We start from the raw sequence: 13,288 nt of genomic DNA, 5'->3' as shown, positions 1-13,288 counted from the left end.
GCGCGGGCTTTACCGATTGCCGGGTGCCCGCGTCCTAGCCTCGACATCATGATCCAGGCACAGGGCCTCACCAAGGTCTACGGCGCGAAGACGGCGGTCGATCACATCGACTTCGAGGTCAGGCCGGGTGTGGTCACGGGGTTCCTCGGCCCGAACGGCGCGGGCAAATCCACCACGATGCGGATGATCCTCGGACTGGACCACCCGACGGCCGGGCGGGTGACCGTGAACGGGCGGCGTTACCGGGACCTGCCCGCGCCGCTGCGCGAGGTGGGCGCGCTGCTGGAGGCCAAGTCCGTGCACGGGGGGCGCACGGCGTACAACCATCTGCGCTGCCTGGCGAAGGCGAACGGGATCTCCCCGCGGCGGGTGGCCGAGACGCTGGATCTGGTCGGGCTGACCGAGGTGGCGGGCAAGCGGGCGGGCGGGTTCTCGCTCGGCATGGCGCAGCGGCTGGGCATCGCGGCCGCGCTGCTCGGCGACCCCGGCGTGCTGCTGTTCGACGAGCCCGTCAACGGCCTGGACCCGGAGGGCATCCGGTGGATCAGGCAGCTGATGCGCAGCCTGGCCGCCGAGGGGCGGACGGTGTTCGTCTCCAGCCACCTGATGGCGGAGATGGCGCTGACCGCCGAGCGGCTGCTGGTCATCGGCAAGGGCCGGATCCTGGCCGACACCACGATGAGCGCCTTCATCGCCGCCAACGCCTCCAGCCACGTCCGGGTCCGCTCCCCCGACCTGCTCGCCCTGGCCTCACTGCTCACCGCGCGCGGCTGCCGCACCGCCCCGGCCGAGCGCGGCTGCCTGCTCGTGTACGGCGTGAGCCCCGCCCAGATCGGCGACCTCGCCTACGCGGCCCGGCTCCGCCTGCACGAGCTCTCGGTGGTCCAGCCGTCCCTGGAGGACGCGTTCATGCGCCTGACCGCCGACAGCGTCGAGTTCCACGCGCACGCCAGGGACGCGGCGTGAGCCGCGGGTCGCGCCGCCGCGCCACCTTCGCCCAGGCCCTGGCCGCGGAATGGCTGAAGTTCTTCACGGTCAGGTCCGCGTTCTGGGGCCTGCTGGCCACCGTGGTCGTCACGGTCGGCCTGTCCGCGCTGCTCGCGCTCGCGTTCGTGGTCTCCCTCGACCAGCTGCCCGCCTCCCGCCGCGCCGCCTTCGACCCGGGCGCGTACGGCCTGGCCGGGCTGAACTTCGGCGTCATCACGCTGGGCGTGCTCGGCGTGCTGACCATGTCGGGCGAGTACTCCACCGGCTCGATCAAGTCCACGCTGGCGGCGGTGCCACGCCGGGGCCGGCTGCTGGCGGCCAAGCTGGTCGTGCTGGCGGTGGTCAGCCTGATCACCGGCCTGCTCGTGTCGTTCGCGTCGTTCTTCGCCTCGCAGGCGGTGTTCGCGACCAGGGGCCTGGCCGCCACCCTCGGCCAGCCGGGCCTGCTGCGCGCGGTGCTCGGCGGCGGCCTCTACCTGGCGCTGGTCGCCCTGTTCTCGCTGGGCCTGGCGACCATCGTGCGGCACACCGCCGGGGCGATCACGGCCGTGCTGGGCCTGCTGTTCGTGCTGCCGATCTTCGGCGCGTTCCTGCCCGGCGAGTGGGGCGCGACGACGCAGAAGTTCCTCCCGTCCACGGCGGGCGCGGCGATCATGAACGCGGCGGAGACGTCCGGCTCGCTCGCCCCGTGGACGGGATTCGGGGTGTTCGCCGGATACACCGCGATCATCCTGGCCATCGCGCTCTGGGCGTTCCGGCGGCGGGACGCCTAACGTTTCCTGAGCAGGGCCAGGAACATCGCGTCGGTGCCGTGCCGGTGCGGCCAGAACTGGGCGTACGGGCCGTCGCCGAGGCCGGGGACCTCCGGCAGGAACTCCCGGGCGTCCAGCGTGTCCACCCGGCCGGCCACGTCGGCGATCACGGCTCTGGTCTCGGCCAGGTGGGGCGAGCAGGTGACGTAGGCGACGACGCCGCCGGGCCGTACCGCGTCCAGGGCGGAGTCGAGCAGGCGGCGCTGCAGGCGGGTGAGCTCCGGTATGCCGCTGGGATCGCGCCGCCAGCGCGCCTCCGGGCGGCGGCGCAGCGCGCCGAGGCCGGTGCACGGCGCGTCCAGCAGCACCCGGTCGAACGCGCCGGGCCGCCAGGCGGGCGCCAGGCCGTCGGCGACCACGACCTTGGCCTCCTTGGTGGTACGCCACACCATCCTGGCCCGGTGTTCCTGCAGGTCGGCGGCGAGCACCCGGGCGCCGGTCTGGACGGCGACGGCGTCAAGCAGCCCGGCCTTGCCGCCGGGGCCCGCGCACATGTCCAGCCAGAGGCCGTCGCGGTCCAGCGGCACCCGGGTGAGCGCGAGCGCCACCAGCTGGCTGGCCTCGTCCTGCACCGCCGCGCGGGCCTCCCCGACGGCGGCCAGCGAACCCGGATCGCCCTCGGTCATGTACGCGCCGTACGGCGAGTACGCGGCCGGTTCCGCGCCCGCCGCGACCAGCTCGTCGATGGTCGCCCGGCCGGGGCGGGCCACCAGGGCCACCCGGGGACGCTCGTTGTCGGCCGCCAGCAGCGCGGCCGTCTCGGCGAAGTCGCCGCCGACCGCGTCCCGCAGCGCGGCCACGATCCAGGCCGGATGGCTGTGCACGATCGACAGGTGGCCGATCGGGTCCTTGTCCGCCGGTGGGGCGACGATCTCCAGCCAGTCCGGCAGGGAGCGCCCGGCGACCTTGCGGAGCACGGCGTTGGCGAACCGGGACGGGCCTTCGCCGACGCGCAGCCGGACCAGGTCGATGGTGGCGCTGACCGCGGCGTGCGCCGGGATGCGGGTCTTGAGCAGCTGGTGCGCGCCCAGCCTGATCGCGTCCAGCAACGGCGGATCCACGTCCTCCGGGGCCCGGTCGCTGCACGCGGCCACGATCTCGTCGTAGGTGCCGAGCCCGCGCAGCGTGCCGTAGGCAAGCTCGGTCGCCAGCGCGGCGTCCCGGCCGGTGATGCCGCGCTGCCGGAGCATGACCGGCATCAGGAGGTTCGCGTACGCGTCCCGCTCGTCGACCGCGCGCATCAGGTCGTAGGCGGCGTTGCGCGCCGCATCCCTGACCGGCTTGGAAGGCCTCTTCCCGCCTCGCCGGTTGGCGCCCTGGCTCATTCCGGCCCGGTTTCCCGTCACTAGTCCAGCCGATCCTGGTCTGTTATGCGGACGCCGCGCGCCCAGTCTCCCGCCAGCATCTGGCGCTTCCCTTGTGGCCCCACCTCGCCGAGCTCGACCGGGTGGCTGCCCGTGCCGGCGAGGACGCTGTTCTTGCTCACCCGGAGCTCGCCCGGCTCCAGCTTCTCGGCGTCCGGCCTGAGCCGGACCGGGCCGAGCTTGACGCGCTGGCCGCGGAACTCGGTCCACGCGCCGGGGTTGGGGGCGCAGGCCCGGACCAGCCGGTCCACCCGCATGGCGGGGGCCGCCCAGTCCACCCGCGCCACCTCCACGGTGATCTTCGGCGCCAGGCTGACGCCGTCGGGCGGCTGCGGGCGGGCCTCCAGCGTGCCGTCCTCGACGCCGTCCAGCGTGGCGGCCAGCAGGCCCGCGCCGGACTCGGCCAGCCGCCCGAGCAGCTCGCCGCTCGTGTCCGCAGGCCGGATCACCTCGGTGACCACGCCGAACACCGGACCGGCGTCCAGCTCGCGGACGATCCGGAAGGTGGCCGCGCCGGTGATCTCGTCGCCGTGCAGGATCGCGTGCTGCACGGGCGCCGCGCCGCGCCAGGCGGGCAGCAGCGAGAAGTGCAGGTTGATCCAGCCCTGCGGGGGAATGTCCAGGGCCGCCTGCGGCAGCAGCGCGCCGTACGCGACGACCGGGCAGCAGTCCGGGGCGATCTGGCGCAGCCGGTCCAGGAACGCGGGGTCGCCCGCCTTCTCCGGCCGCAGCACCTCGATGCCCGACTCCGCGGCCAGCGCGGCGACCGGGCTGGGCCGCACCTTGCGCCCCCGGCCCGCCTCGGCGTCCGGCCGGGTGACCACGGCGACGACCTCGTGCCGGGACGCCAGCAGCGCCCGCAGCGACGGCAGCGCGGTCTCGGGCGTGCCCGCGAAGACCAGCCTCAACTCAGTCCTTCCTGGATCACGCTAGATGGCCCGACCCTGGGTGGCGTGCGGCGACACCTTGACGACCGGGGCCGACATGCCGCTCCACTCCGCCTCGCGGATCGCCTTCATGGCGAGTTTGCGCTGCTTGACGTCCATGCGGTCGATGAACAGCACCCCGTTGAGGTGGTCGGTCTCGTGCTGGAGGCAGCGGGCCATCAGCTCGGAGCCCTCGATCGTGACAGGCTCACCGTACATGTTGAAGCCCTTGGCCACCGCGCGGATCGCCCGCGGCGTCGGGAAGGTCAGGCCGGGGAAGGACAGGCAGCCCTCCTCGCCCTCCTCGTCCAGGTCGGCCGACAGGTCCAGGTCCGGGTTGATCAGGTGGCCCAGCTCGTCGTCGATGTTGTAGGTGAACACACGCAGGCCGACCCCGATCTGGGGCGCCGCCAAGCCCGCGCCCGGCGCGTCCATCATGGTGTCGGTGAGGTCTTTGACAAGCTTGCGCAGTTCCTTGTCGAAGTCTGTCACCGGATCCGCGGGCGTGCGCAGGACGGGGTCGCCGAACAGGCGGATCGGCTGAATGGCCACCAGCGGGCTCCTCATTACCTAGGGATCACCCCAGTTTACGGGTCCCTCGGAGGCGGCCTGTTCAGTGCGCGCGGGAGCGGGCCTTCATCGCGGTCTTGCGCGCGGCCTTGGCCACGACCACGTCCGGATGGTGCTTGCCGAGCAGCTCCAGCACGGCCAGCGTGTCGGGGTGGTCGGCGGCGCCCATCTCGGGGACCAGGCTCAGTAAGTCCTCCCCGAGGATGTCCAGCTTGGCCGGCGAGTCCACCCGGGGTTTCAGGTAGAGCAGCGCGGCCAGCGTGTCCACCGCCACCCAGGCGCCGTCGCCGCCGCCCAGCGCCGGGGCCTCCAGGTCCCGCACGCCCAGCCAGGCCGCCGCGTACCGCCACATCATGGGCTCGTCCAGGGCTTCCCGGACGGCGGCGGCGGCCTCGGGGCCGAGCTCCTCCAGGATGGTCCCGGCGGTGCCGCGCTGGGCGGCGTTGCCGGAGGCGGCGATCTTGATCAGGTCGCGGGCGGCCTCCTCGGGGACGCGCCGTTCCAGCCAGAGCGTGGCCGCGCTGGCCGAGGCGCGGCCCGCCAGCAGGGCGTCCACCAGCTCGCCCGCGCTGAGCTCGGCCAGGCCCGCGACCTCGCGGAGCGACGGCGCGTCGTGGCCCTCGCGGAGCAGGTCCCGCCGGACCGCCCAGACGCCCGGCGGGGTGAGCCTGACCAGGTCCCCGGCGATCTCGATGAGCCCGCAGTAGCGCAGCAGCTCCATCGCCTCGGCCAGCTCGGCGGGCAGGGACAGGCGCAGCCGCCGCAGCTCGGCCGGGCGGGCCTCGCAGCCGACCTCGTGCGCCTGCAGGATGCCGGAGGCCAGGGCGGCGAACGCCATGCCGTCGCGGACCGAGTACATGGTGGCCAGGATCTCGGTCAGGTGCTCGTCGATCACCGCGGAGCGGGTCAGCCCAGCGCCGGTCTGGGCGTCGGTGCGGTCCAGCACGTCCATGACCACGCCGTCCCAGAACTCCATCGGGTCGGTGAAGCCGGGTCCTGGCCGCGCGCCCTCCCGGGTGATCTCGATCAGGCGGCCGTTCACCGCCACGATCCAGAGCAGCGCGAGCCGCCGGGGCGGCAGGCCGAGCGCCTCGACGGCCGCGGCGGCGTCGCCCTCGGAGAGCAGGTTCTCCCCGGTGACCGCGCGGACGCCGGTCCAGGTGGCGAGCCGGTGAGCGTCGCGCACCAGGGGCACCGCGAGCACGATGGCCGCAAGCTCGTCGTCGAGCGCCAGCTCGACCGGCGGGAATGTGAGCACGTCGCTGTCGAGGATCCCAGAACCAGGCATCTCTGCAACTTACTCCACAGGAGTTACCTGATGCCCCGCGAACGAGCCTTGAAGGCGGCCTTCCTCGCCGCTTTCGCCGCCATGTCGTCGGGCAGCGTCTGGCCGAGCAGCTCGAGCACCTCGACCAGATCGGGGTGCTCCACCCGCCACAGATCCTCGATCACCTCGGGCGGCGGCCCGGACGCGCCCATGTTCTCGGCGAAGCGCTCCGGGTCGGCCTCGGCGGCCGGGAGGGCCAGCGCGAGCATGTCCACGGTGAACCACAACATCTCGGCCTCGGTCAGCGGCGGCGCGTCCAGGCCGCGGGAGGACAGCCAGTGGATCGCGTGCGGGCGCAGCTCCGGGTCGGCGAGACGGTCGCGGACCGACGGTTCGGCGGCGTGGCCGAGCCGGTCCACGATCGTCACCGCGACGCCGCGCACCTGGGCGGGCGCGCCGGCGACGGCGGCCAGGAGCTCGGCGGCGGCGTCGGCGGGACTGCGGGCCGACAGCCAGCGGTCCACGTCGCGCTCGGTGACGTCGTCGGGGGACCAGTCGTGCAGCAGCCCGGAGATCAGCGATCCGGCGTCCCCGGCGGCCAGGTCGGCGGCGACCGGGGCGTCCAGGCCGAGCTCGTCATACATCTCGCGCAGGCCCCACTGGCCGTGCTCGGTGAGCGTGAGGCCGCCGGGGGTCAGCCGCACGGTGCCCGCGTAGGACAGGGCCGCCAGCGCGGCGGGCAGGTCCTCGACCAGGCCGCCGTCGCCGACCTCGCGCAGGTAGTCGCCGACCTGGTCGAACGGGACCGGCTCCTGCAGCCGGTAGAGCAGGTCGTGGAGGGAGTAGATGGCGTCGTCGACCAAGGTCTCGCCGGTGACCTCGCGGCCCTCCTCGCCGAGGAACTCGACGGTGCCGACCCACAGGTCCAGCACGTCCTCCTGGGCTCTGGCGTGCAGCGGGCGGAAGCCCGCCTCCTTGACGACGGTGGTGCCTTCCAGGTCGGCCAGGCCGAGTTCCAGGGCCAGCCGCCAGGCCAGCGCGGGCCTGGCCACGCCCAGCTCCTGGGTGATCAGCCGGGCGTCCTTGACCCGCAGCGCCTTGCGGACGGTGGTGGTGCGGTTCTGGTCGGCCAGCCAGGCGGCGACCGTGTGCGCGTCGCGGAGCAGCGGCACCTCGCGGACGGCGGCGGCGATCTCGGCGGCCGGGGCCAGCCGGACGGGCGGGAGGGGGGCACAGCCGGGGCAGTCGCACTCCTCGTCCAGGGTGGCCGTGTCCCTGACCACCTCGGCGGTCGCGCCCTGCACGGGCAGCGGGTCGCCGAGTTCCAGGGAGTCGGCGCCGATGGCGCTGAAGATGCTCTTGGCCATGCCGAACTTGCTGGTGTCGGCCAGGGCGGCGGGCATCTCGGGGCCGATGCGGTCGAGGGTGGCGCGCATCCGGGCGGCCGCCTTGGTGGCGATCTCGCCGGTCTCGACCAGGAACTCGATCAGCGTCCTGGCGGCGGCCACGGTCTCGGGGGCGGTCTCCGGCGGGGCGATCACCTTGCGCGGGTAGATCTCCAGCAGGAGTTCTTCGAACGTGCCGGGCCGGAAGTCGCCGAGCTCGTGCACCTCCAGGTAGTCGCTGGCGTAGTCACACAGCAACCGCACTTCGTCGACGTCGACCTCGACGCCCTTCTCGTTGCCCCACACGCGGAGACCGTCGATGGCCCGGTTCACCCATTCGATCGACACAGGGAGACGCTAACGGGTTACTGACCGCATCGCGAATCGGCGCGAACCTCCTGTGCGGGGTGTGACGGGTGGGTTCAGATCAGGTCGAGGGGGTCGATCTGGACCCGTACCAGGTCGGCCTTGCGTGCCGAGCGCACGCCTTCGGCGCCCTTGAGCACCCGGGCGAGCTCGGAGCCGCCCGCCCGGGGGACGCGGATCATGGCACGTTCCTGCCCGGCTTCGACCGGGACCGGGCCGAGCACGTCGGCGCGCGCGGGCAGGGCCAGCGCGGCGAGCATCTCGCGGACGGCCGCGGGCGCGCCGGTGAGCGTGGCCATCCGGGTGGCCGGGGGGAAGCCCAGTTCGGCGCGGTCGCCCAGTTCGCGTTCCGCGTGGGTGACCGGGTCCCAGCGCAGCAGGGCCTGGACGGCCGGGATTCCGGCGTCGGCCAGGACGACCACCTCGGCCCCTGGCCGGACCAGGGCGGCGGCGTTGAGCCAGCGGCGCAGGGTCTCCTCGGCGGAGCGCAGGTCGGGGCGGCCGAGCAGCGCCCAGCCGTCCAGCAGCACGGCCGCCGCGTATCCGCCGTCGGGCACGGGCTCGGCGCCGGGGGTGGCCACCACCAGGGCGGGAGCGGAGCCGACCGTGGCCTGCACGCCGTCCCGGCCCGAGGTGGTCACCCGGACCGAGGCGAAGGCCCGGCCGAGCTCCTCGGCGGTGCGGCGGGAGCCGACCACGCTGGCCCGGACCCGGACGCCGCCGCAGGCCGGGCAGCGCCACTCCCCCGCGATCCGGCCGCACCAGCGGCAGTACGGCATCGCGTGCCCCCCGCGCAGCGCCAGCGGCCCCGAGCAGGGACCCGACGGGGTGTCCGCGGCGCACCGGGCGGGCGCCCGGCAGTGCTGGCAGGCCAGCGCCGGCAGGTAGCCCCGGCGCGGCACCTGGACGAGCACCGGGCCGTGCTCGAGACCCTGCTTGAGCGCCCGCCAGGCCAGGCTCGGCAGCCGGGCGGCGCGGGCGGCCTGGTCCCTGGCCAGCTCGGCGTCGTCGCCCGCCGGGCGCACCCGGGGCGCTCGCGCGCGCACGCCGTCCCGGTCGGCGACCAGGGGTTTGGCCCAGCCGGCGGCGATGAGCTGCGCGGCCTCGGCGGTCATCGCGTACCCCCCGATCAGCATGCCCGCCTCGGCCTGGTGCGCGCGCAGCGCGAGCACCTCCCTGGCGTGCGGGTACGGCGCCAGCCGCTCGGCGTGCAGATCGTCCCCGTCGTCCCAGAGCACGGCCAGGCCGAGGTCGCGCACCGGCGCGAACGCCACCGCCCGGGTGCCGATGACGGCGCGCGCCTGGCCGCGCAGCACCCGCAGCCAGCGCCGGTAGCGCTCGGCCGGGCCCAGGTCGGCGGTGAGCGCGACATGCTCGCCGGTGGTCCCGTCGGAGGTGCCGCGTTTGCGCGCGGGCGAGGCCACATTCTTGCCGCCGGCGGCGCCCTTGCCGTCGGCGGCGGCCGGTCCGCGGGTCGCGCCGGTGAGCGCCCGGTCGAGCAACGCCACGTCCTTGCCGTCGGGCAGCACGACCAGCGCGCCGCGTCCACCCGCCAGCGTCGCCAGCATCGCCTCGGCCACGGCGGCGGGCCACGACGGGCCTTCATCGCCGGTGCCGGGCACCGCGCACCAGACGGCCCGAGGCGTGCGCCCGTCGCGCAACGCGGTGAGGAACGATCCGCCGATCGGGTAGGGCGCCCACGCCTTCCCGGCGGGCGGCTCGCCCGCGTCGGCCCGGAGGCTGGCCGGCTCACCCGCATCGGCCTGAGGGCTGGGCTCCTCTGCCTCGACCTTGGCGTGGCGCGGCGGGATCGCGAGCCGCAGCACATCCGACATCGTCCCGGCGTAGCGGTCGGCGACCGCGCGGGCGAGGGCGGCGATCTCCGGGGTCAGCACCGGCTCGGGCGAGACCACCCGGTCGAGGAACAGCAACGTGCCCTCGTGCTCGCTTTCCGCGGCCCGCTCCAGCAGGAAGCCGTCGGTGAGTTTTCCGGCGAAACGCACGCGCACCCGGCAGCCGGGCACCGCGTCCTCGTGCATCGACGCGGGGACGAGATAGTCGAACGGCCGGTCCAGGTGCGGCAGCGGCGAATCCACCAGAATCCGGGCGACCGGATCCTGCTCCGCCTGGTCGGGCGCACCTTTCGCGGGAGTCTTGCGCGTGCCGGGCAGCGCGATCAGCGCCTCCTGCGCGACCCCCCGAGGCTCACTCACGCCCCCCGTCCTACCAGAACACGAAGACGGCGCCCAACTCGCGCCGGACGCCGTCGTCTCATGTACGGAATGGTGTTACAAACCGGCGGCCTGGCGCAGGGCGTCGGCGCGGTCGGTCGACTCCCAGGAGACGCCCTCCCGGCCGAAGTGGCCGTACGCGGCGGTCTCGGAGTAGATCGGGCGGAGCAGGTCGAGGTCGCGGATGATCGCGGCGGGCCGGAGGTCGAAGACCTGGATCACGGCGTCCTGGATCTTGTCCACGTCGACCTTCTCGGTGCCGAAGGTCTCCACGAAGACGCCGACCGGCTGGGCCTTGCCGATCGCGTACGCCACCTGGACCTCGGCGCGGTCGGCCAGGCCGGCGGCGACGATGTTCTTGGCCACCCAGCGCATCGCGTAGGCCGCGGAGCGGTCCACCTTGGACGGGTCCTTGCCGGAGAAGGCGCCGCCGCCGTGCCGGGCCATGCCGCCGTAGGTGTCCACGATGATCTTGCGTCCGGTCAGGCCGGCGTCGCCCATCGGGCCGCCGATCTCGAACCGGCCGGTCGGGTTGACCAGCAGGCGGTAACCCTCGACGTCCAGCTCCAGGTCGGCCAGGATCGGCTCGACCACGTGCTCGCGGATGTCCGGGGCCAGCATCTCCTTGAGGTCGATCTCCGGGGCGTGCTGGGTGGAGACCACGACCGTGTCGAGGCGGACCGGGCGGTCGCCGTCATACTCGATGGTGACCTGGGTCTTGCCGTCGGGGCGCAGGTAGGGCACGGTGCCGTTCTTGCGGACCTCGGACAGGCGCTTGGCCATCCGGTGCGCGAGCGTGATCGGCAGCGGCATCAGCTCGGGGGTCTCGCGGCAGGCGTAGCCGAACATCAGGCCCTGGTCGCCGGCGCCCTGGCGGTCCAGCTCGTCGGCCGTCTCGCCCTCGCGCGCCTCGTACGCGTCGTCGACGCCCTGGGCGATGTCAGGCGACTGCGCGCCGATGGACACCGAGACGCCGCAGGAGGCGCCGTCGAAGCCCTTGTGCGAGGCGTCGTATCCGATTTCCAGGATCTTCTCGCGGATGACGCCGGGAATGTCGACATAGGTCTCGGTCGTCACCTCGCCCGCGACGTGAACCTGACCGGTAGTGATCATCGTCTCGACGGCGACGCGGCTCTTCGGATCGTCCTTGAGCATGGCGTCGAGAATCGCGTCACTGATCTGGTCGGCGATCTTGTCGGGGTGGCCCTCGGTTACCGACTCGGAGGTGAACAGGCGACGGGACAACTCGTGGCTCCTATATGCAGCGGCTGCTGGCGTCTAAAATAGCTTCGCCGAGTGTAGCCCTACCGAGCTTGGCGTCGCGAAACTGTCTCAAATCTACAAGTCGGGAAGGGGATCGCGCGGAAGATCTCCTGGCGCGAACGCTTCCGCGTCCGCCGCGCCGACAACCGCGACATATTCCTCGTCTACTTCGAACACCATCCCGCCGAACTCGATCGTGGGGCCGCCGGCGAATTCGATCGGTCCCAGTCTGGTACGGCGCGGGTGGACCGCCCACACCGACGCGGGCTCCGAGCGGTCGAACATCTTGGTCGCCAGGACGGTGATGGACCGGTCGGTGACGACGATCAGGAAGCCGGCCACGCCCGGGGCGCTCATCGACTGCGCCGGGAAGACGTACCGGAGGTCTTCCCCGACTGGAAGCAGAGCCCGGCAGCGCGCTCGGATAGCGGCGGTCACCGGCATGGCTATCGCTCCTTCGCGTGCCCTCGTGCTTGTCGCTTGCCCGGGGTCGGCCTGGAAGCGCCTGGCGGCGGTGTCCGCCCTGGCGAATCCAGCGGTCGCACGTCGGCCTGTCCGGTGCGGGTGGGGCGTCCGGACTGGGGCCTAATCCCTGTTTGTCCCGGCGGGGCGGTCGTTACACCAGGCGTCCGGCTACCAGATCCCACACTATGCCCGCGAGATCCTCTTTTGGCCCACGCGGGATCTCAACCGGGTCACCGTCGGCGGCCAGCACGATGGCGGCGTTGTCCGGCGTGCCGAATGCCAGGTTCTCGCCCACCTGGTTGACGACCAGCAGGTCACAGCCCTTCCTGGCGAGCTTCGCCCGCCCGTTGGCGAGCACGTCGTCGGTCTCCGCCGCGAAGCCGACGATCACTTCCGGGTACGGCTGGCCTTGCTCGCGCTGCTTCCTCCGGGTCTCCCCCAGCTCCGCAAGAATGTCCGGATTTTTCGTGAGATAGATGGGCTCTGGTTCGCCGGGCGTCTTCTTGATCTTCGTGGCCTGCTGCCGTACCGGCCGGAAATCGGCCACCGCCGCCGCCATCACGACCACGTCCGCGTCCTCCGCGGCCGCCAGCACGGCTTCCCGCAACTGGATCGCCGACTCGACGCGGACCACACGCGCTCCCGCCGGATCGGGCAGCCCCACGTTGGCCGCCACGAGCGTGACCTCGGCCCCCCGGGCCACCGCCGTCCGGGCCAGCGCGTACCCCTGCAACCCCGACGACCGGTTCCCGATGAACCGCACCGGATCGATGGCCTCCCGCGTCCCCCCGGCGGACACCACCACCCGCCGCCCCGCCAGATCAGCCGTAGACCCCTTCAAGACATCCCGACAAATCCGAAATATCTCCTCAGGATCGGGCAGCCGCCCCTTACCGGTATCCACTCCGGTCAGCCGCCCCACAGCGGGCTCGACCACAATCGCCCCCCGCTCCCGCAGGGTCGCCACATTGGCCTGAGTTGCCGGATGCTCCCACATCTCGGTATGCATCGCCGGCGCGAAAACCACCGGACACCGAGCCGTCAGCAACGTATTCGTCAGCAGATCATTGGCCAGCCCATGCGCCGCCCGCGCCATCAAATCCGCCGTGGCGGGCGCCACCACCACAAGATCAGCACTCTTCCCGATCCGAACATGCGGCACCTCCTCCACCGCATCCCAGACCTCAGCACTAACTGCCTTCCCCGAAAGCGCCGCCCACGTCGCCTCCCCCACAAACTTCAAAGCATCCCGAGTCGGCACCACCCGCACGTCATGCCCCGACTCCGTAAACAGCCGCAACAACTCACAAGCCTTGTACGCGGCAATCCCCCCACCAACCCCCAGAACGACCCGTGGTTTCATCCCACCCACCCAGCCCTTTGTTTCTCCTCGGGCTCCGCCCGACCCCGCCATCCCCGTGGCTCCGGCACGAAACGACAAGTGGAAGAATCCCACACCAATCCAGAAGCAGCTCGAGCGACCCCACCAGGATCAACGCCCATCACCGACAAAGCGCCATCGCACGAGCCCGCACCAAAGGGCGGAGCAAGCCCACCTTCACCCTCGATTACCAACTGCCCGGCACGTGACCGGAAGAGCGGCCCAGCGCCGTGGCTCCCCCACCCACCCAGCCCGTTGTTTCCCCTCGGGC

At 72.8% G+C, this 13,288-nt stretch carries 11 protein-coding genes; 2 read left to right on the top strand and 9 right to left on the bottom strand.

Features of this window, described 5'->3' with window-relative positions:
• Positions 1 to 48: 48 nt before the first annotated feature.
• Positions 49 to 966, top strand: a complete 918-nt coding sequence (locus tag Amac_RS21415) for an ABC transporter ATP-binding protein (RefSeq protein WP_155356165.1) — start codon at positions 49 to 51, stop codon at positions 964 to 966.
• Entirely contained in the window at positions 963 to 1,760 is a 798-nt protein-coding gene (locus Amac_RS21410; protein WP_155356164.1) for a DUF2705 family protein, read from the top strand. The genes Amac_RS21415 and Amac_RS21410 overlap by 4 nt, the downstream gene beginning before the upstream one ends.
• Here Amac_RS21410 and Amac_RS21405 read toward each other — a convergent pair.
• The 9 genes from Amac_RS21405 to coaBC all read right to left on the bottom strand — a co-directional run bounded on the left by Amac_RS21405 (position 1,757) and on the right by coaBC (position 12,999).
• Complete coding sequence (locus Amac_RS21405; RefSeq protein WP_155356246.1) at positions 1,757 to 3,124, bottom strand: RsmB/NOP family class I SAM-dependent RNA methyltransferase; 1,368 nt, start codon at positions 3,122 to 3,124, stop codon at positions 1,757 to 1,759. The two genes, Amac_RS21410 and Amac_RS21405, sit on opposite strands and share 4 nt — an antisense overlap.
• 20 nt (positions 3,125 to 3,144) lie before the next feature.
• Complete coding sequence (gene fmt, locus Amac_RS21400; protein ID WP_155356163.1) at positions 3,145 to 4,071, bottom strand: methionyl-tRNA formyltransferase; 927 nt, start codon at positions 4,069 to 4,071, stop codon at positions 3,145 to 3,147.
• Between the two features lie 21 nt (positions 4,072 to 4,092).
• Positions 4,093 to 4,641: a peptide deformylase gene (gene def, locus Amac_RS21395; RefSeq protein WP_155356162.1), complete on the bottom strand. Its 549-nt coding sequence runs from the start codon at positions 4,639 to 4,641 to the stop codon at positions 4,093 to 4,095.
• A gap of 61 nt (positions 4,642 to 4,702) precedes the next feature.
• Positions 4,703 to 5,947: a hypothetical protein gene (locus Amac_RS21390; protein ID WP_246268544.1), complete on the bottom strand. Its 1,245-nt coding sequence runs from the start codon at positions 5,945 to 5,947 to the stop codon at positions 4,703 to 4,705.
• 23 nt (positions 5,948 to 5,970) lie between these two features.
• Positions 5,971 to 7,659 carry a hypothetical protein gene (locus Amac_RS21385; protein ID WP_155356161.1) on the bottom strand — a complete coding sequence of 563 codons (1,689 nt, stop codon included), beginning with the start codon at positions 7,657 to 7,659 and terminating at the stop codon, positions 5,971 to 5,973.
• Positions 7,660 to 7,733: 74 nt separating this feature from the next.
• A complete protein-coding gene (locus Amac_RS21380) occupies positions 7,734 to 9,890 on the bottom strand; it encodes a primosomal protein N' (protein WP_155356160.1) in 2,157 nt (718 codons plus the stop codon).
• 75 nt (positions 9,891 to 9,965) lie between these two features.
• A complete protein-coding gene (gene metK / locus Amac_RS21375; RefSeq protein WP_155356159.1) occupies positions 9,966 to 11,153 on the bottom strand; it encodes a methionine adenosyltransferase in 1,188 nt (395 codons plus the stop codon).
• A gap of 93 nt (positions 11,154 to 11,246) precedes the next feature.
• Positions 11,247 to 11,615: a hypothetical protein gene (locus Amac_RS21370; protein WP_155351474.1), complete on the bottom strand. Its 369-nt coding sequence runs from the start codon at positions 11,613 to 11,615 to the stop codon at positions 11,247 to 11,249.
• Positions 11,616 to 11,787: 172 nt separating this feature from the next.
• Positions 11,788 to 12,999: a bifunctional phosphopantothenoylcysteine decarboxylase/phosphopantothenate--cysteine ligase CoaBC gene (gene coaBC / locus Amac_RS21365; protein WP_218041211.1), complete on the bottom strand. Its 1,212-nt coding sequence runs from the start codon at positions 12,997 to 12,999 to the stop codon at positions 11,788 to 11,790.
• Positions 13,000 to 13,288: the final 289 nt, after the last annotated feature.

Source organism: Acrocarpospora macrocephala (assembly GCF_009687865.1).
GTDB lineage: Bacteria > Actinomycetota > Actinomycetes > Streptosporangiales > Streptosporangiaceae > Acrocarpospora > Acrocarpospora macrocephala.
This window is presented reverse-complemented; position numbering and strand designations above follow the sequence as displayed.